Genomic DNA, 19051 nt, shown 5'->3' on the forward strand with positions numbered 1-19051 from the left:
CAGCGCCGCGACGACGTCATCGCGATGTTGGCCGCCCGCAAGGTCAACGCTCCGGTCGCCGCGGCCGGCTACCAGCTGCCCCTGGTGGTTGGCGGCCCGGCTGACGCCGCGCGTCTGGCCGCCCGGATGGAGAACGACTGTGCGGGAGCCTGGCGTGTGGTCGCCGAGCACGCCGAGACCGCCGAGGACCGCGCGTTCGCGTCGACGGCCCTGGTTCAAAGTGCCGTGATGGGCGCCCGATGGAACCGGGTGCTGGGGGCCTGGCCGATCACGACGAGCTTCCCCGGCGGCAACGACTAACCGCTCAGGGCCGCCGCGATGTCGGTGGCCAGCGACGGCCCGGTCGCCAGTTCGCGGGTGTGGCCGCCGAAGCGGTCGCGCAGTTCCACCACGCCGTCCGCCCAGCCGCGTCCCACCACCACGATCCAGGGCACGCCCAGCAGTTCGGCGTCCTTGAACTTCACCCCGGGAGACGCCTGGCGGTCGTCGAGCAGCACCTCGAGGCCCAACCGGTCCAGCTCGGCGGCCAGTTCGGTGGCTCCGGTGCGGGCCTGCTCGTCTTTGTTGGCGATCACCAGGTGGACGTCGAACGGTGCGACGGCCGCCGGCCAGCGCAGGCCGAGTTCGTCGTGGTGCTGCTCGGCGATGACGGCCACCATCCGTGACACCCCGAGGCCGTAGGAGCCCATGGTCAGGCGCACCGGCTTGCCGTCCTCGCCCAGCACATCAGCGGTGAAGGCGTCGGTGTATTTGCGGCCGAGCTGAAAGATATGCGCGACCTCGATGCCGCGCGCCGAGACCAGCGGGCCCGCGCCATCCGGCGAGGGGTCACCGTCGCGCACCTCGGCGGCCTCGATGGTGCCGTCGGCGGTGAAGTCCCGGCCGGCCACCAGGCCGACGACGTGCCGCCCGGGTTCGTCGGCCCCGGTGATCCAGCTGGTGCCGTCCACCACCCGTGGGTCAACCAGATAGCGAACACCGTTGCCTTGCAACGCTTTCGGCCCGATATACCCCTTCACCAGAAAGGGGTACTTGGCGAAGTCGGCGTCGTCGAGCAGGGCGTATTCGGCCGGTTCCAGCGCCGCGCCCAGCCTCTTGTCGTCGACCTCACGATCGCCCGGCACCCCGATGGCCAGCAGTTCCCAGTCCCCGCCGGGTTGGCGCACCTTGAGCAGCACGTTCTTCAAGGTGTCGGCCGCGGTCACAGTGCGGCCCAGGTCCGCCTGGTTGGCCCAGTCGACCAGGGTGGCGATGGTCGGGGTGTCGCCGGTGTCGTGGACCACGGCCTCGGGCAACCCGTCGATAGGCCGCGCCTCTGGACGGGCGGTGACGACGGCCTCGACGTTGGCGGCATAACCGGACTCCAGGCACCGTACGAAGGTGTCCTCACCGACCGCGCTCTCGGCCAGGAACTCCTCAGAGGCGCTGCCGCCCATGGCGCCCGACACGGCGGAGACGATGACGTAGCGCACCTGCAGGCGCGCGAAGATGCGCTGATAGGCCTCGCGATGGGCGTGATAGGCGGCCTTGAGGCCGGCCTCGTCGATGTCGAACGAATAGGAGTCCTTCATCACGAACTCCCGGACCCGCAGGATGCCGGCCCGCGGCCGCGCCTCGTCGCGGTATTTGTTCTGGATTTGATAGAGCAGGACCGGAAAGTCTTTGTAGGAGCTGTATTCCCCTTTGACGGTCAGCGTGAACAGTTCTTCGTGGGTGGGGCCCAGCAGGTAGTCGTTGCCACGGCGGTCCTGCAGCCGGAACACCGAGTCGCCGTATTCGGTCCACCGGTTCGTCGTCTCGTACGGCGCGCGTGGCAGCAGTGCGGGGAACAGGATCTCTTGTCCGCCAATGGCGTTCATCTCGTCGCGGACGATCCGCTCGATGCGGCGCAGCACCCGCAGCCCCAGCGGTAGCCAGCTGTACAGCCCCGGCGCGACGGGCCGGATGTAGCCGGCCCGGATCAGCAGCTTGTGGCTGGCGACTTCGGCGTCGGCGGGATCGTCGCGCAAGGTGCGCAAAAACAGCTGGGACATCCGGGTGATCACAGCGGGCCAGCCTAGCGGTGGCTGCGAGCGCAACGAAGTTGGGCGCGGCAGGTCACCGCCATCGGGTCCAGCGTGCTGCGAAGAGCGCCCGTGCGGGGTGAGCTACAGCTCCCCGGCGTCCATCGCTTCCTTGACCTCTTGCGCGTGCGCAACCTGGTCGGGGGTGTAGCCGATCAACAGCGCCGCCCCGCCGACGAGGACGGCCACGCCGGCCACCCACAGCAGCCCGTAGGTGTAACCGTGGTCGAGCGCTCCCAATTGAGCATCATTCATGATTTTCACCGGGCCGGTGGTTCCGCCCAGATACAGCGTCCGCGAGGTGATCACCGCCTGGATGACGGCCAGCACCAGCGGCCCACCCAGGCTTTGCAGCATCAGCGTGACCGCCGATACCGGGCCGATCTGGTCGAAACCGACGCCGGCGATGGCTGCCAGGGTCAGCGGGACGACGGCCATGCCGATGCCGATTCCGCCGATGACGATCGGCAGCACCAGGTTGGGGAAGTAGGCGACGCCGCGGTGCATGAATGCCGAGCCGTAGATCATCGCCCAGAACAGCAGGATCCCGCCGCCGATGGTCAGCACCCGCGGCGAGAACCGGGACACCAGCTGCGATGAGAGACCGAGGCCGATTCCCATCGCGATGACGAACGGGATGAAGCCGACGCCGGCACGTAGCGCGCTGTAGCCCAAGATGTCCTGTACGTACAGGCCGATGCACACCGTCAGGGTGAACATGAGTCCGCCGGCCAAGAAGATCGCGATGAAGGTGACCAACCGATTGCGGTCGCGGAACAAGTCGAACGGCACGACGGGGTTCTCGGCGGTGCGCTCCACGATGACGAACGCGATCGCGGCGCCGAAAGCGACCACACCCGAACCGATGGTGGTGATCGAAACCCAGCCCTTTTCCGGTCCCATCGAGAAGGCGAAGACGGCGGCGGTGCACGCCAGCGTGGCCAGCATGGCCCCGGTCGCGTCGAGCTTCATCCGCTCCCGGTTGGTCTCGCGCAGCGCGGTGCGAGCCAGGTAGATCATCACCAGGCCGATCGGCACGTTCACCAGGAACGCCAGCCGCCACGACACCTCGGTCAGCGCTCCGCCGACCACCAGGCCCATCACCGAACCGACCGCCGTCATCGCGGCGAACACCGCGGTAGCGAAGTTACGGGCGGGGCCCTTCGGGAAGGTGGTCGCCACCAGGGCCAAACCGGTCGGCGACGCGATGGCCGACCCGACCCCCTGTGAGAGCCGCGCGATGACCATGGTCGCCTCGTCCCAGGCGACCGCACACAGCACAGAAGAAATGGTGAACAGCGCGACACCGACGATGAAGGTGCGTTTGCGCCCGATGGTGTCGCCGAGGCGACCGCCAAGCAGCATCAGCCCGCCGAACGTCAGCACGTAGGCGGTGATCACCCAGCTGCGTCCGGCGTCGGACAGGCTGAGCTCGTTTTGAATCTTGGGCAGCGCCACAATGGCGACGGTGCTGTCCATCGTCGCCAGTAGCTGCATACCACCGATGGCGATGACGGCCGCGATGAAGCGTCGAGAGGGCAGCCACGCCGGGTAGTACTTGCTGATGCGCTTGGAGGCGGTCTCCGCCGGGAGCGCAGCGCTCACCGGGGCTGGACGATCGGGGCGCGCCGAGGCGAGATGTTGCACCGCGCGCTCTGCATCGTTGAGAGCCGTCATAAAGGGTTACCTTACAGTACTCTTAAGAACCGTTTAAAGCCCGAATGCCGCCACGGCACCGATCACGATGATCGCGGGAGGTCGGATACCCTCGGCGCGGATCTTCTCGGGCGTGTCGGCGAGCGTCGCCCGCAAAGTGTGCTGAGCCGCCGTCGTTCCATGCTGTACCACCAACACCGGCGTATCCGCAGGTCGGCCGCCTTTCAGAAGAGCGTCGGCGAAAAGTTCGATCCGTTCGACCGCCATCAGCAAAACAATCGTGCCTGACATTGCGGCCAGTGCATCCCAATTCACTAACGATTCGGGATGACCGGGTGGCAGATGGCCGCTGACCACCACGAATTCGTGATTTATCGCCCGATGGGTGACCGGAACACCGGCCAACGCGGGCACTCCTATGGCACTCGTCACACCTGGCACCACGGTCACCGGAATCCCAGCTTCAACGCACGCCAGCACCTCCTCATAGCCGCGGGCGAACACGAAGGGGTCCCCGCCTTTGAGGCGCACCACGAAGCGGCCGGCGCGGGCGCGTTCGATCATGACGTCGTTGATCGCGTCCTGGGCCATCGCCCGCCCGTACGGGATCTTGGCCGCATCGATGACTTCTACATGTGGGGGTAGTTCGGCGAGCAGTTCCGGCGGCGCGAGCCGGTCGGCGACCACCACGTCGGCGTGGGCAAGCAGGCGGCGGCCGCGCACGGTGATCAGTTCGGGGTCACCGGGACCGCCGCCGACCAGGGCCACCCCGCCCTTGACGACGTCGGAGCCGACCGGGCTGTCGGGAGTGATGAGCCCGGTCTGCAGCGCCTCACGGATGGCCGAGCGGATCGCGGCGGACCGACGGTGCTCACCGCCGGCCAGCACCCCGACGGACAACCCGGCGTAGTCGAAAGATGCTGGGGTGACTGCGGTCCCCTCCACCGCGACGTCGGCGCGGACGCAAAAGATGCGGCGGCTCTCGGCCTCGGCGACCACCGCCTCGTTCACCGCGGGGTCGTCGGTGGCCGCGATCGCGTACCAGGCCCCGTCGAGGTCGCCGTCGCGGTATTCGCGCAATGCCAACGTAATTCCCGTCATCGCCTCGACCGACCTGGTGGCGCTGCGGGAGATGACGTGGACGTCCGCGCCACTGGCGATGAGCAACGGCAGCCGGCGCTGGGCAACGGTGCCGCCGCCGACCACGACGACCTTCTTGCCGGTCAGCCGCAGCCCAGCGAGGTAGGCGCTCTCGGTCACCCGGCAAGCCTAGTGGCGACCGCCAGCGCGGCGAAGCCGGGCGCCGCGGGTCGCCACCATCGATCTAGTGGCGACCGCCAGCGCGGCGAAGCCGGGCGCCGGCATGTGCGACGAAGCGCGCCACCGCCTCCGGCGCGGCAGCCGGATGGGTGTGCAGATACGACCCGTGCACACCGGCGTGCACGACGCCGTCGCGTACCGGACCGCCCTGCTGGCCGGCGTCGTGCGCCTGGTACATCCATGCGGGCTGATAGTCCTCACTGAATGTGACTGCGGTGCGGTGAAATTCATGCCCCACCGCACGCTGGCCGGCGGTGTACAGCGCCGAATCCGCGACCGCAACGGCATCGCGATACGCCAGCGTCAGCTGTGAGGTGAACCGCGCCTGCCCTGCCAGCACACCGCACATCGGGTGCCCGTCCAGCTCGGAGACCAGATAAATCAACCCGGCGCACTCGGCGTGGATCGGCGCCCCGGCGGCGGCCAGCTCGTTGATCTGCCGGCGCACCACGTCGTTGGCCGAGAGATCCGCGGTGAACTGTTCGGGAAAACCGCCGGGCAGCAACACCGCATCGGTGCCGTCGGGCAACGCGTCGACGAGCGGATCGAATTGGACGACGTCGGCGCCGGCCGCCGCCAGCAGCTCCGCGTGTTCGGCGTAGCCGAAACTGAATGCCTTGCCGGCCGCCACCGCGACGGTGGCGCGCCCGGTGGCCGTCTCCCCCACCGCGGTCGCGGGATCCCAAGGCGGCGGCTGCGCCACCCGCGCCCCGGCGACCGCGACCACCGCCGGCAAGTCGACGTGGCGAGTGATCAAGGCGGTCATCGCCTCGACTGCCGTCCGGGCCCGCCGCCCGTACTCCACCGCGGTGACCAGACCCAAATACCTTGTCGGCAACTCCAATTCGCCCACGCGTGGGATTGCGCCCAGCACCGGAACACCGGCCTGCTCGCAGGCCTGCCGCAACACCTGCTCATGGCGGGCCGACCCGACGCGGTTCAGGATCACGCCGGCGACCCGGGTCGCGGTGTCGAACGTCGAAAACCCGTGCAACAGTGCCGCAATGCTCTGGCTTTGACCGCGCGCATCGATGACCAGGACGACGGGCGCGCCCAGCAGGCCGGCGACATGCGCCGTCGATCCCGGCGCGGGAGTCGTGCCGGCTGAACCGATCCGACCGTCGAACAGTCCCATCACACCTTCGACCACGGCGATGTCCGCGTCCTTGGCGCCGTGGCCGTAGAGCGGGCCAATGAGGTGCTCCCCCACCAAAACCGGATCGAGATTGCGGCCCGGCCGACCGGCGGCAAGGCCGTGGTAGCCGGGATCGATGAAGTCGGGGCCGACCTTGAACGGCGCCACCCGGTGCCCTGCCTGCCGCAAGGCGCCGATCAAACCCGTTGCCACCGTGGTTTTTCCACTGCCCGACGCGGGAGCGGCGATGACGACGGCGGGAACACTCACCACTCGATGCCCTTCTGCCCCTTACGTCCGGCGTCCATCGGGTGCTTGATCTTGACCATCTCGGTCACCAGGTCGGCCACATCGATCAGACGCTGCGGGGCGTCGCGCCCGGTGATCACCACATGCTGATGACCGGGCCGGGCCGTCAACACCCCGACCACCTCGTCGATGTCTACCCAACCCCACTTCAGTGGATAGGTGAACTCGTCCAGCACATAGAAGTCGTGACGCTGGTCGGCCAGCCGGCGCGCGATCTCGGCCCAGCCGTCGGCCGCTGCCGCCGCGTGATCGACCTCGCTGCCCGCCTTGCGGGTCCAGGACCAGCCGGCACCCATCTTGTGCCATTCGACCGGCGCGCCGACCCGCTGCTGGTCGTGCACCTGGCCGAGCTGACCGAAAACGGCCTCCTCGCCCACCTTCCATTTGGCGCTTTTGACGAACTGAAACACCGCGACGGAGAGCCCGGCATTCCAGGCCCGCAGCGCCATTCCGAATGCCGCGGTGGACTTTCCCTTGCCGGCTCCGGTGTGCAGCGCCAGCACGGGTGTGTGACGCCGCGCCCGGGTGGTCAGGCCGTCATCGGGCACTTGAAGTGGAACGCCTTGTGGCATAAGCGTTTAACCTTTCTGCTTCTGGCCGGCCGGCTCAAGCCACGTCGCGCACCGCACGCGTCAGAGAATCCGCGTGCAACTGCTCCAGCCGTACCGCCGGAGCGCCGAGGTGGCGGGCCAGTTGCTCGGCAAGGCCCAATCGCACATATGACGTTTCGCAGTCCACCACCACCGCGGCGGCACCCTCGGCAACCAACCGAGCCGCCGCGGTCCTGCTGCGGCCCAATGGATCCGGCCCGGCCGTGGCCCGGCCGTCGGTCAGCACCACCACCAGGCAACGCCGCGCCCGGTCGCGCGCTTTCTCCCGCACGATCAGCTCACGCGCGGCCAGCAGGCCTTCAGCCAGCGGAGTCTTCCCGCCGGTGTCGAAGCGGGCCAGCCGGCGGCCGGCGATGTGCGCCGACGTCGTCGGTGGCAACAGCAGTCGCGCCTGCTGTTGGCGGAACGTGATGACGGCAACCTTGTCGCGACGCTGATAGGCGTCGCGTAGCAGCGACAGCGCGGCGCCGCTGACCGCGGCCATCCGATCTCGTGCGGCCATCGAACCCGACGCGTCCACAACGAAGATCACCAGATTGCCTTCGCGGCCCTCGCGCACGGCGCGGCGCACGTCGCCGGGCTGCGGACGCAACGGTCCGGTCCCAGCGCGCTCGGCGGCTGACAGCAGGGTGGCGAACAGATGCAGCCCGTGCCCGGCGCAACTGGCGTCGTCCGGGTCGGTGGCGGCGATGACGCTGCCGCTGGCATTGCGGGCGCGCGATCGCCGCCCGGGCGCGCCCTCGCCGACACCGGGAACTCGCAGTGTCCGGGTGCGAAACGTTTTCGACGGCGGCGCGCTGGGCCTCGTTCGCGGCGCCTGCAGTTTGCCGTTTTCCGGTGAATTCTGTTGCGGCGGTTCTTGTTCGGTATCGTTGGACTGACCGCCGCCGGGTGGATCGGACTCGGGATCGGGCTCTGGATCGGAACCGGCTTGGGCCAGGGCTTCATCCAGCTGGTCGCGGTCGATGCCCGGATCGTCGAACGGATCGCGGCGCCGCCGGTGCGGCAGCGCGAGTTCGGCGGCCACCCGGATGTCCTCCTCCCCGACGGTGTGCGCGCCGCGCCAGGCCGCATGCGCGACAGCGGTGCGGGCCACCACCAGATCGGCCCGCATGCCGTCGACGTCGAAGGCAGCACACAGTGCCGCGATGCGTCGTAATTCGTTGTCGGGCAACACCACATCATCGACGAGCGCACGCGCCGCGGCGATCCGCCGGGCCAGCTCGGCATCGGCGTCGGCATAGCGCTGCGCGAAACCATCCGGATCGGCCTCATAAGCCATCCGCTGCCGGATGACCTGCACTCGCACGTCGACGTCGCGCGATGCGTGCACATCAACGGTGAGCCCGAATCGGTCCAGCAGCTGCGGACGTAGTTCGCCCTCTTCGGGATTCATGGTCCCGATCAACACGAACCGGGCGTCGTGCGAATGCGAGATGCCGTCGCGTTCGATGTGCACCCGTCCCATCGCCGCCGCGTCGAGCAGCACATCGACGAGATGATCGTGCAACAGGTTGACTTCGTCGACATAGAGCACGCCGCCGTGCGCGCGGGCCAGCAGACCGGGCGAAAACGCGTGCTCGCCGTCGCGCAGCACCCGCTGTAAGTCCAGTGAGCCGATCACCCGGTCTTCGGTTGCCCCCAGCGGCATTTCGACCAGACCCGCGTCGCTGCCGGTGGCGTCGGCCAGCAACGCCGCCAGGCCGCGCACGGCGGTGGACTTGGCGGTGCCCTTCTCGCCGCGGATGAGCGCGCCGCCGATCTCCGGGCGCACCGCGCACAGCAGCAGGGCCAGACGCAGCTGGTCGTGCCCGACGATCGCGCTGAACGGGTAGGGCTTCACGGCTTGGCCGCCAAACCCGAGCCCGGTCGCAGCATCGGTACATGTGGAACGCCGTCGTCAAGGAAATCGTCGCCGTCGCGCACAAATCCGTGCTGGGCGTACATGTCCGCCAAATAGGTCTGCGCGTTGATCCGGCAGGGGTAGTCACCCACCTCGGCCAGGGCCGCGCGCAGCAGCCTGGTGGTGTGGCCCTGACCGCGGGCACTGCGTTTGGTGCACAGCCGCCCGATCCTGAACGCCTTCTCGCCCCCGGCATGCTCCTCCATCAGCCGCAGCGTACAGATCACCTCGCCGGCGGCCGTTTCCAGCCAGAAGTGCCGGGTCTCGGCGAGCAGATCGCGCCCGTCCAGCTCCGGATACGGGATCGCTTGTTCGACGACGAACACCTCCACCCTGAGCTGGAGTAGCTGGTAAAGCGTCTGGGCATCAAGGTCTTTGGCCCATATACGTCGCAGTGCTTCGGTCACCGGCGGCGCCCCTCTCCCCAGCAGCCCGCATCGCTGCGCTGCGCTTCACCGGTGCCGGTCATGACACGCCCAACCCCAGCATCTTCGTACCCCATGAAAAAACCTCGTGGTAGAGCGCCGGCTCGTCCGACAACCTCGCCCCCAACGACGGAACCATCTCTTTGAGAGCGGGTTGCCACGACCCGAAGCGGTTGGCAAAGCATCGTTCCAGCACGCCGAGCATGATGGGGACCGCGGTCGACGCTCCCGGAGAGCCGCCCAGCAGCCCGGCGATGCTGCCATCCGCCGCCCCCACCACGGTGGTGTCGAAGTCCAGCACCCCGCCCTTGCGTTTTTCCCGACGGATCACTTGCACGCGCTGACCGGCCACTGTCAGCTCCCAGTCCGAACCCACTGCGGTGGGGGCGAATTCGCGCAACATGCGCAGCCGATCGGTTTCAGACAGCCGCAGTTGGCCGATCAGGTATCTGAGTAGGGTCAGCTGGCTGACGCCGACACCGAGCAGTGCGGTCAGGTTGTTCGGCTTCACCGAACGGGGCAGATCGGTGAAGTGCCCGTGTTTCAAGAACTTTGGTGACCAGCCGGCGTAAGGGCCGAACACCAGCCACGGCTTGCCGTTGACGTAACGCAGGTCCAGATGCAGAGCACCCAGCGGCGGGGCGCCCGCTGCGGGGACCCCATACACCTTGGCCCGGTGCGTGGCGGTGAGCGCCGGGTTATCAGCGCGCAGGAAGCGGCCGCCGATCGGGAATCCGGCGAAACCTCTGACCTCGTCGATACCGGACTTCTGTAGCAGCGGCAGGGCATCACCGCCGGCCCCGACGAAGACGAATTTGGCGTTCAGGCGGTGCTTTTCGCCGGTACGGCGGTTGCGGATCAACAGCGTCCAGCTGCCGTCGGACTGGCGGGTCAGGTTGCGGACCTCGTTGCCGAACAATGCCGTCGCGCCGCTGCGCACGCAGAACCCCATGAGCTGTTGTGACAGGGCGCCGAAGTCGACGTCGGTGCCGTGGGCGGCCCAGTTGAGCGCTGTCGGTTCGGAGAAGTCCCGCTTGGCGGCCATGAACGGCAACCGGCGGGCGAACTCGTCCGCGTCGTCGATCAATTCGATGCCGGCGAACAGCGGGTTGTGCGCCAACGCCTGCTGGCGTCGCCGCAAATAGTCGACGCGCTGGGCGCCGCGCACGAAGCTCGCGTGCGGCACCGCGGTGAGAAAACGCCGATCGGTCAGGATCCCGTTCTCGACGGCGTAGGCCCAGAACTGGCGGGTCACCTGAAATTGTTCGTTGATGCGCACCGCTTTGCTGATATCGATCGAGCCGTCGGCCCGCTGCGGGGTGTAGTTCAGCTCGCACAGCGCCGAATGTCCGGTGCCGGCGTTGTTCCAGGGGCTGCTGCTCTCGGCGGCCACGGCGTCCAGTCGCTCCACGAAGGTCATCGACCAATCCGGCTGTAGCCGGCGCACCAACGCACCCAGGGTCGCGCTCATGATGCCCGCGCCCACCAGCACGACGTCTGTCCGTGTGGTCCTGGCTGGCCCCAAGTTGCGAGACACCGGCTTGCTGGTCCTTCCCTCGACTGCGCCGGTCCCAGGTTATCCCGAGGCAAAGTGGCCGCGAACGAAGTGCGCGCCCGGTGGCCAGCAAAAGCTCTAAGCTGGCGTGGTGAAAGGCGGGGTGACTGGCAGGGTGCGGGCGAAGTGACCGGCTGGACGCCCGATGTCCTCCCCGGTTACTGGCAGCGCACCATCGCGCTCGGGTCCGATCCGGCCGGTGAGGGCGACATCGTCGCGACCCTGATCCGACGCGGCCCCGAACCGGCACCGGCCGGGCACGCGGTGCTGGCGGTGCACGGCTACACCGACTACTTCTTCCACACCGACCTGGCCGACCATCTCGCGGCTCGCGGCTTTACCTTCTACGCGCTGGACCTGCACAAGTGCGGCCGGTCGCACCGCGACGGCCAGACGCCGCACTTCGTCACCGACCTGGCCAACTACGACGCCGAGCTCGATCAGGCGCTGGCCGCCGTCGGAGCGCAAGCGCACGGCAGGGCCGGGGATCCGGCGAAGGTGCTGGTCTACGCGCATTCGGCGGGCGGGTTGATCGTGTCGTTATGGTTGGACCGGTTGCGCCGGCGAAACCCGGCCGCGCACGCCGGCGTCGGCGGCCTGGTGCTCAACAGCCCGTTCCTCGAGCTGCCCGGTCCGCCCATTCTGCGGCACTCGGTGACCGTCGCGTTGATCGCCGGCCTGTCCAGGGTGCGGTCCAAGGGGGTGGCCCGATCGCCGGGCGAGGGCGGCTACGGCACCACCTTGCACCGTGACTATGACGGGGAATTCGACTACAACCTGCAGTGGAAACCGGTCGGCGGCTTCCCGATCACGTTCGGCTGGCTGCATGCCATCCGCCGCGGCCAGGCCCGACTGCATCGCGGTCTCGACGTGGGTGTGCCGAATCTGATCTTGCGGTCCGATCACAGCGTGCAGGAAGGCACCGATCCCGCGTCCATGCGGTGCGGCGACGCGGTACTCGACGTCACCCAGATCGCCAGGTGGGCCGGTTGTGTCGGGAACCGCAGCACCGTCGTCCCGGTAACGGACGCCAAGCACGACGTGTTCTTGTCGCTGCCGGGCCCGCGCGAAGTCGCCTATCGTGAACTGGATCTCTGGCTGGACGGCTACCTGCGTGCCGACAACGACGCCGCACCGTCGTTCGGAAAGGGGTGACGGCTTGGAGACCTACGACGTCGCGATCATCGGAACCGGTTCCGGCAACAGCATTCTCGATGAGCGCTTCGCCGACAAGCGGGTGGCGATCTGTGAAGAGGGCACCTTCGGCGGCACCTGCCTGAACGTCGGGTGCATCCCCACCAAGATGTTCGTCTACGCCGCCGAGGTCGCTCAGACGGTCCGCGACGCGGCGCGCTACGGCGTCGATGCGCGCCTCGACCGGGTGCGCTGGGACGACATCGTCTCGCGAGTCTTCGGACGCATCGACCCGATCGGGGTCAGCGGTGAGGATTATCGGAATGCGGCGCCCAATGTCGATGTGTACAAACGGCACATCCGGTTCGGTCCGGTCCAGGCCGACGGGCGCTACCTGTTGCGCACCGACGCCGACGAAGAGTTCACCGCCGATCAGGTAGTGATCGCGGCGGGGGCGCGGGCGGTGATTCCCCCGGCGATCCTCGACTGCGGCGCCCGGTACCACACCAGCGATACCATCATGCGAATCCCCGAATTGCCAGAGCATCTGACGATCGTCGGAGGCGGCTTCGTGGCGGCGGAGTTCGCACACATCTTCTCCGCGCTGGGCTCGCGGGTGACCATGGTGGTGCGGGGCTCGAGCTTGCTGCGGCACATCGACGACGTTCTCAGCGAACGCTTCACCCGTATCGCGGCGAACAAATGGGAACTGCACACGCACTGCAATGTGGTAGCCGCCGAGAACCGGGGCTCGGGTGTCAGGGTGGAGCTGGACAACGGCCACACCCTGGACACCGATGCGCTGCTGGTGGCGACCGGACGGGTGTCCAACGCTGATCTACTCGACGCCGAGCAGGCCGGCATCGCCGTCGAGGACGGCCTTGTCGTCGTCGACGAGTACCAGCGCACCTCGGCGCGTGGCGTTTTCGCCCTGGGGGACGTCTCCTCTCCGTATCAGCTCAAGCACGTGGCGAACCACGAGGCGCGCGTCGTGCAGCACAACCTGCTGTGCGACTGGGACGATACCGAGGCGATGGCCGTCACCGACCATCGCTATGTGCCGTCCGCGGTCTTCACCGATCCGCAGATCTCCTACGTCGGGTTGTCCGAAAACGAAGCCATCGCACAGGGTTTCAAAATCTCAGTGAAGGTGCAGGACTATGGCGACGTCGCCTACGGCTGGGCGGCGGAGGACACCACCGGCATCGTGAAGCTCATTGCCGAGCGCGGTACCGGGCGCCTGCTGGGCGCACACATCATGGGCACTCAGGCCTCATCGATCATCCAGCCGTTGATTCAGGCAATGAGTTTCGGGCTCACCGCGCCGCAAATGGCCCGCGGTCAGTACTGGATCCATCCGGCGCTGCCCGAGGTGGTGGAGAACGCGCTGCTGGGTCTGCGCTGACCTCAACGCCGGCGCGGCCGGGCGGCCGGCTTGTCGTCCTGACACTGCGGGCACAGCCCGTGCAGGGTCAGCCCGGCCGCCTCCGACAGCGCAAACGAACTGCCGGCCATCGCGTGTTCGAGCGCCGAACTCAACTGCCGGGCGGGCACCTCGATGATGGTGCCGCACTTCGTGCACACCGCGTGATGATGCGGAGCGGTGGCCAGCCCGTACGTCGTCACACCGCCCTCGAGTGTCAACGCGTGCAGCACGCCCTGATCGACCAGGGTGGTCACCGTGCGGTAGACGGTCGCGACATCGGGCGGATGGGTGTCGGGCGGCAGACACTCACGCATCCGCTTGTAGATCTCGGCGACCGGCAGGTGGCCGTTGAGCGGCTCCAGCACCGCCAGCACCTGAATCCGCGAAGCCATCCGCCGCAGCCCATGGGCACGCAGAAAATCGCCGATCCTCTCGTTGACCGACGCATCCAGTACCGACGGCTTGGGCGTCACCGGTTCAGTGTCGCGCTCAAGCGGCGGGATCGCCAGTCTTCGAGCCGATCCAGCCACTCGATTTCCTGCAACTCGCTTGCATCTGGGAAGGCGCGGAACTTACAGTCGTGCCGGTTGTGGCAGCCGATACGCAAGGACGCGCCGGAAGGACCCCAGTGGCCGGTACCGAAATCGACTGGCGGACGTCACGGACGACTAAGCTTCGCGGCGCCCTGGCACCGGCGGAGTGGTGGCGACTCGCATCCATGCTGGCGGTGATCGTCGCGCTGCACCTGCTCGGCTGGGCCACCATGGTCTTCTTCGTGGCACCGGCTCAATACAACTTGGGCGGCAAGGCTTTTGGCGTCGGTATCGGATTAACGGCCTATACGCTGGGCATGCGGCACGCCTTTGACGCCGACCATATCGCCGCCATCGACAACACCACCCGCAAGCTGATGAACGACGGGCAGCGCCCGCTGGCCGTCGGCTTCTTCTTCTCCCTGGGCCACTCCACGGTGGTCTTCGGCTTAGCGGTGCTGCTGGCATGCGGGGTGAAGACGTTCGTCGGCCCGGTCCGCGACGACTCCTCGACGCTGCACCACTACACCGGGCTGATCGGCACCAGCGTCTCGGGTGTGTTCCTGTATGCGATCGCGCTCCTCAACGTCATCGTGCTGGTCGGCATCCTGCGAGTCTTCAGACGACTGCGCCGGGGTGAATACGATCCGGAAGCCGACGCCGCCGAGCTGGAGCGGCACCTGGATAACCGGGGACTGATCAGCCGGTTACTCGGCCGCGTCACCAAGTCGATCACCAAATCCTGGCACTGCTATCCGGTCGGATTGTTGTTCGGGCTCGGCTTCGACACCGCCACCGAGATCGCACTCCTGGTGCTGGCCGGCACCAGCGCCGCCGCCGGGCTGCCCTGGTACGCCATCATGTGCCTGCCGGTGCTGTTCACCGCCGGCATGTGCCTGCTGGATACGATCGATGGTTCATTCATGAATTTCGCCTATGGCTGGGCCTTTTCCAACCCGGTACGCAAGATCTACTACAACATCACCATCACCGCGCTCTCGGTCGCGGTCGCTTTGGTGATCGGCAGCATCGAACTCCTCGTCCTGTTCGCCGACCAGTTCGGTTGGCGGGGCGCGTTCTGGACCTGGATCGGCGGCCTGGACCTCAACGCGATGGGTTACGTCATCGTCGGCATCTTCGTCGTCACCTGGGCGGTGGCCCTGCTGGTCTGGCGTTATGGGCGCCTCGAAGAGAAGTGGACGTCCTGAGCCGACCGGCGCGAGTCGCACCGCAAACCGCGGTTCGGGTGTAGAACAGTGCTCATGGGCTCGTCCGCCCCAGCCCAGCTCGCGGACCGGTGATGACCGGCGATGCATGAGCTGTCGCTGTGCGAAGCGATCGCCGGTGTGGTCAAGGATCACGCCGACGGTCGGCACGTCGACGTGGTGCGGGTGCGGGTGGGTGCGCTTCGTCAGGTGGTGCCGGAGTCGCTGTCGTTCTGCTGGACATTGGTCCGCGACGCCGAGGACATGCCGGACGCCGAGCTGGAACTCGAATGCGTCAGCGCCGAAGTCAAGTGCCATGTCTGCGGCGGGCAATCCGAGATCACCTCGCCATGGTCGATCTGGTGTCCGCGGTGCGACAGTTCCGACGTCGAAGTGCTGCGCGGCAACGAATTCTTGGTGACGTCATTGGATGTCTCGTGAAAGGCGTTGGCTATGGGTAGATTTCATCGGCACGACGACGGAACCGTCCATACCCACAAGCACGATCACCTTCCCCACGACCACGACCACGGCGATCACAGCCACTACCAAACCGGCAGCCAGCGCATCGACGTGCTGGAGGCGATATTCGCCGAGAACGACCTGCTCGCCGACGCCAACCGGGCGGCCTTCGAGCACAACGGGGTGCGCACCGTCAACCTGATGAGCTCTCCGGGATCGGGCAAGACCACCATCCTGCAGGCCACGCTCGACGAACTCGCCGGCGAGCTGGCGATCGGGGTGATCGAGGGCGACATCGCCACCGACCTGGATGCGGCCAAGCTCAGCGGCCGCGGCGCCCAGGTGTCACTGCTGAATACCAGCAACGGATTTGGCGGCGAATGCCATCTCGACGCCCCCATGATCAATCGTGCGCTGCCCGGCCTCGACCTCGCCGCGCTGGACCTGGTGGTCATCGAGAACGTCGGCAATCTGGTCTGCCCGGCTGAATTCGACGTCGGCGAGCACGCCAAGGCCATGGTCTATTCGGTGACCGAGGGCGAGGACAAGCCGCTGAAGTATCCGGTGATGTTCCGCTCGGTGGATGTGGTGCTGCTCAACAAAATCGACCTGGTGCCCCACCTCGACGTGGATGTGGACACCTACATCGCCCACGTTCGCAAAGTCAATGCGGCAGCGACGATTTTGCCGGTCAGTGCGCGCACCGGCGACGGAATGGGCGCCTGGTTCGGGTGGTTGCGCCGCTTCGCCACCGAGCGGGCATGAACGGCGCACGAGCGAGTGCCGCACCGACCACTCTCCTGCAAGGCATTTGCAGGACGGACCGCCCGCGATGATCGGGCGGACTCGACGAATCAGCCTGGCGCGCCAAGGTATTTCAGCGCTATGCAACACGCGACTATTAGTCAGTCAGGCCGAACCGTTGACAACGCACGATAGCGGGAGTAGACCCAAAAATTAGCGCTGCGCAAGTGGGCCGACGGTCGACTCCGGCAACGCAGGAGCCCCAGCCCGGCTCCGGAAAGCTGCAGCATGCCAACAGAAGCAGCAGTCAAGGCAGAACAAACATTGATCCATGTGCTATGGATCAACGCGGGCCTCAGTTGTGACGGTGATTCGGTGGCATTGACTGCTGCCACCCAGCCCAGCGTCGAGGAGATCGCGTTGGGGGCCTTGCCCGGACTCCCCCAGGTCGCCGTGCACTGGCCCCTGATCGACTTCGAATGCGGACCCAACGGAGGGGCGGACGACTTTCTGGAGTGGTTCTTCAAAGCCGACCGCGGCGAGTTGGAACCTTTCGTTCTGGTGGTCGAGGGATCCATCCCGAACGAGAAGATCAAGGACGAGGGCTACTGGTGCGGTTTCGGCAACAACCCGGCCACCGGGCAGCCGATGACCACCAGCGAGTGGCTCGACCGGTTGGCGCCCAAGGCCACCGCCATCGTGGCGGTCGGGACCTGCGCCACCTACGGGGGAATCCACGCGATGGCCGGTAACCCGACCGGGGCAATGGGTGTTCCGGACTATCTCGGTTGGGACTGGACGAGCAAGGCCGGCATTCCGATCGTGTGCGTACCCGGTTGCCCGATCCAACCGGACAATCTGGCCGAGACGCTGACCTACCTGCTCTACATGGCGACCGATCAGGCGCCGATGATTCCGCTCGACGGCGCGCTGCGTCCACAATGGCTCTTCGGAAAGACCGTGCACGAGGGTTGCGACCGGGCTGGCTACTACGAGCAGGGCGACTTCGCCACCGAGTACGGATCGCCGAAATGCATTGTGAAACTGGGTTGTTGGGGACCCGTCGTCAAATGCAATGTGCCCAAGCGCGGCTGGATCAACGGTGTCGGGGGTTGCCCCAACGTCGGTGGCATCTGCATTGGCTGCACGATGCCGGGATTCCCGGACAAGTTCATGCCGTTCATGGATGAGCCGCCGGGCGGCAAGATCTCGAGCACCGCTTCGGGTTTATACGGAGCCGTGATTCGCAGTCTGAGGGGTATCACGGAACGCACCGTCGACAAAGAGCCGCGGTGGCGCCACAACGGCGACCAACTCACCACCGGAGCGCGCCGCACCTGGTAGGTCGCCTACCGGGGTCGGCGCGCTCCTCTCCAGCAGACGAACGCCGTCGCCGCATCAGCCAATGCTGACAGCAGCCAAAGCGGGAAGAAGTAGCGCGATGACAACCATCATTCCTGAACCCACACATGCCAAGCGGGAACCCGGCCAACTGGTCGACATGGCCTGGGACCCCATCACCAGGATCGTGGGCAGCCTGGGTATCTATACCAAGATCGACTTCGAGAACAAAGAAGTCGTCGAGTGCCACAGCACCTCGTCGATCTTCCGCGGCTACTCGATCTTCATGAAGGGCAAGGATCCCCGCGACGCCCATTTCATCACCAGCCGCATCTGCGGTATCTGCGGTGACAACCACGCCACCTGTTCGTGCTACACCCAGAACATGGCCTATGGCGTCAAGCCGCCGCATCTGGGCGAGTGGATCGTCAACCTCGGCGAGGCCGCGGAATACATGTTCGACCACAACATCTTCCAGGAGAACCTGGTCGGCGTGGACTTCTGCGAGAAGATGGTCTCCGAGACCAACCCGAGCGTGCTGTCGCTGGCCGAGAAGACACCGGCTCCGCACGCTGACGCCCACGGCTACAAGACGATCGCCGACATCATGCGCTCGCTCAACCCGTTCAGCGGTGAGTTCTACCGCGAAGCGCTTGTGGTCAGCCGCTGGACGCGAGAGATGTTCTGCCTCATGGAGGGTCGCCACGTGCACCCCTCCACGCTCTACCCCGGCGGGGTGGGCACCGTGGCGACCGTCCAATTGATGACGGACTACATGACGCGCTTGATGCGCTACGTAGAGTTCATGAAGAAGGTCGTCCCGATGCACGACGACCTGTTCGACTTCTTCTACGAGGCCTTGCCCGGTTACGAGAACGTCGGACTGCGCCGCACCCTGTTGGGCTGCTGGGGCTCCTTCCAGGACCCCGAGGTGTGCAACTTCGAATACAAGGACATGGAGCGCTGGGGTAACGCGATGTTCGTCACGCCGGGCGTGGTGGTCGACGGCAAGCTGGTCACCCACTCGCTGGTGGACATCAACCTTGGTATCCGAATCCTCTTGGGCAGTTCGTATTACGACGACTGGACCGACCAGGAGATGTTCGTCAAGACCGATCCACTGGGCAACGCGGTGGACCGGCGCCACCCGTGGAACCAGCGCGGCGACATCACCCAGCTGTACTTGCCGCCCTCCATGTCCCGCTTCTGCGGGTGCGGGTTGGTGTGCT

17 protein-coding genes are annotated in these 19051 nt (G+C 66.7%); 8 read left to right on the plus strand and 9 right to left on the minus strand.

The genetic code is table 11. The annotated features are described in order from the left end of the window. A partial coding sequence (locus tag A5625_RS11800; protein WP_066993343.1) for a ferritin-like domain-containing protein occupies positions 1–300 on the plus strand: 300 nt, incomplete at its 5' end. On the opposite strand, the gene A5625_RS11805 is transcribed toward A5625_RS11800, so the two are convergent. The 8 genes from A5625_RS11805 to mqo all read right to left on the minus strand — a co-directional run bounded on the left by A5625_RS11805 (position 297) and on the right by mqo (position 10893). After that, on the minus strand, positions 297–2045 hold the full coding sequence (locus tag A5625_RS11805) for a proline--tRNA ligase (protein WP_066993347.1): 1749 nt from the start codon (positions 2043–2045) through the stop codon (positions 297–299). The genes A5625_RS11800 and A5625_RS11805 overlap by 4 nt on opposite strands. A 102-nt stretch (positions 2046–2147) precedes the next feature. Next, positions 2148–3740 carry an MFS transporter gene (locus A5625_RS11810; RefSeq protein WP_066993350.1) on the minus strand — a complete coding sequence of 531 codons (1593 nt, stop codon included), beginning with the start codon at positions 3738–3740 and terminating at the stop codon, positions 2148–2150. A gap of 33 nt (positions 3741–3773) precedes the next feature. Then, positions 3774–4979, minus strand: coding sequence for a uroporphyrinogen-III C-methyltransferase (gene cobA / locus A5625_RS11815; protein WP_066993353.1), 1206 nt, complete (start codon positions 4977–4979; stop codon positions 3774–3776). A 64-nt stretch (positions 4980–5043) separates the two neighbouring features. After that, a complete protein-coding gene (locus tag A5625_RS11820; protein WP_066993356.1) occupies positions 5044–6444 on the minus strand; it encodes a cobyrinate a,c-diamide synthase in 1401 nt (466 codons plus the stop codon). Continuing rightward, positions 6441–7055: a cob(I)yrinic acid a,c-diamide adenosyltransferase gene (cobO, locus tag A5625_RS11825; protein WP_066993359.1), complete on the minus strand. Its 615-nt coding sequence runs from the start codon at positions 7053–7055 to the stop codon at positions 6441–6443. The genes A5625_RS11820 and cobO overlap by 4 nt, the downstream gene beginning before the upstream one ends. A gap of 34 nt (positions 7056–7089) precedes the next feature. Next, the gene (locus A5625_RS11830) at positions 7090–8937 is read right to left on the minus strand and encodes a magnesium chelatase subunit D family protein (protein ID WP_066993362.1); all 1848 of its coding nucleotides are present in this window, start codon (positions 8935–8937) and stop codon (positions 7090–7092) included. Then, positions 8934–9404 (minus strand): GNAT family N-acetyltransferase, encoded by a 471-nt coding sequence (locus A5625_RS11835; RefSeq protein ID WP_066993365.1) that lies wholly within the window; start codon positions 9402–9404, stop codon positions 8934–8936. The genes A5625_RS11830 and A5625_RS11835 overlap by 4 nt, the downstream gene beginning before the upstream one ends. A gap of 58 nt (positions 9405–9462) precedes the next feature. Then, complete coding sequence (mqo, locus tag A5625_RS11840; RefSeq protein WP_066993389.1) at positions 9463–10893, minus strand: malate dehydrogenase (quinone); 1431 nt, start codon at positions 10891–10893, stop codon at positions 9463–9465. A gap of 210 nt (positions 10894–11103) precedes the next feature. Here mqo and A5625_RS11845 point away from each other — a divergent pair, with 210 nt between their 5' ends. Together A5625_RS11845 and mtr are read left to right on the plus strand one after the other, a co-directional pair. Then, a complete protein-coding gene (locus tag A5625_RS11845; RefSeq protein WP_066993368.1) occupies positions 11104–12132 on the plus strand; it encodes an alpha/beta hydrolase in 1029 nt (342 codons plus the stop codon). Between the two features lie 4 nt (positions 12133–12136). Continuing rightward, complete coding sequence (mtr, locus tag A5625_RS11850) at positions 12137–13516, plus strand: mycothione reductase (RefSeq protein ID WP_066993371.1); 1380 nt, start codon at positions 12137–12139, stop codon at positions 13514–13516. A 2-nt stretch (positions 13517–13518) separates the two neighbouring features. Here the strand turns inward: mtr and A5625_RS11855 are convergent, their stop codons facing one another. Then, positions 13519–14010: a Fur family transcriptional regulator gene (locus tag A5625_RS11855; protein ID WP_066993374.1), complete on the minus strand. Its 492-nt coding sequence runs from the start codon at positions 14008–14010 to the stop codon at positions 13519–13521. 155 nt (positions 14011–14165) lie between these two features. Here A5625_RS11855 and A5625_RS11860 point away from each other — a divergent pair, with 155 nt between their 5' ends. The 5 genes from A5625_RS11860 to A5625_RS11880 all read left to right on the plus strand — a co-directional run. Beyond that, a complete protein-coding gene (locus tag A5625_RS11860; RefSeq protein ID WP_066993377.1) occupies positions 14166–15278 on the plus strand; it encodes a HoxN/HupN/NixA family nickel/cobalt transporter in 1113 nt (370 codons plus the stop codon). 102 nt (positions 15279–15380) lie between these two features. After that, positions 15381–15716 (plus strand): hydrogenase maturation nickel metallochaperone HypA, encoded by a 336-nt coding sequence (locus tag A5625_RS11865; protein WP_066993380.1) that lies wholly within the window; start codon positions 15381–15383, stop codon positions 15714–15716. A gap of 12 nt (positions 15717–15728) precedes the next feature. Next, positions 15729–16502, plus strand: coding sequence for a hydrogenase nickel incorporation protein HypB (gene hypB, locus A5625_RS11870; RefSeq protein WP_066993383.1), 774 nt, complete (start codon positions 15729–15731; stop codon positions 16500–16502). Positions 16503–16769: 267 nt separating this feature from the next. After that, positions 16770–17825, plus strand: a complete 1056-nt coding sequence (locus A5625_RS11875; protein ID WP_066993386.1) for a hydrogenase expression protein HypE — start codon at positions 16770–16772, stop codon at positions 17823–17825. 97 nt (positions 17826–17922) lie between these two features. Next, positions 17923–19051: nickel-dependent hydrogenase large subunit (locus A5625_RS11880; RefSeq protein WP_232003614.1), on the plus strand; the 1129-nt coding region annotated here is incomplete at its 3' end.

The sequence above is a fragment of the Mycobacterium sp. 1465703.0 genome (assembly GCF_001672975.1).
Taxonomy (GTDB): domain Bacteria; phylum Actinomycetota; class Actinomycetes; order Mycobacteriales; family Mycobacteriaceae; genus Mycobacterium.

Bases quoted from the DNA above. Each gene is read 5' to 3' on its own strand.
- A5625_RS11810 (WP_066993350.1), bottom strand. From the start codon at position 3,740: ATGACGGCTCTCAACGATGCAGAGCGCGCGGTGCAACATCTCGCCTCG.
- cobO (WP_066993359.1), bottom strand. From the start codon at position 7,055: ATGCCACAAGGCGTTCCACTTCAAGTGCCCGATGACGGCCTGACCACC.
- mqo (WP_066993389.1), bottom strand. From the start codon at position 10,893: ATGAGCGCGACCCTGGGTGCGTTGGTGCGCCGGCTACAGCCGGATTGG.
- A5625_RS11865 (WP_066993380.1), top strand. From the start codon at position 15,381: ATGCATGAGCTGTCGCTGTGCGAAGCGATCGCCGGTGTGGTCAAGGAT.
- hypB (WP_066993383.1), top strand. From the start codon at position 15,729: ATGGGTAGATTTCATCGGCACGACGACGGAACCGTCCATACCCACAAG.
- A5625_RS11875 (WP_066993386.1), top strand. From the start codon at position 16,770: ATGCCAACAGAAGCAGCAGTCAAGGCAGAACAAACATTGATCCATGTG.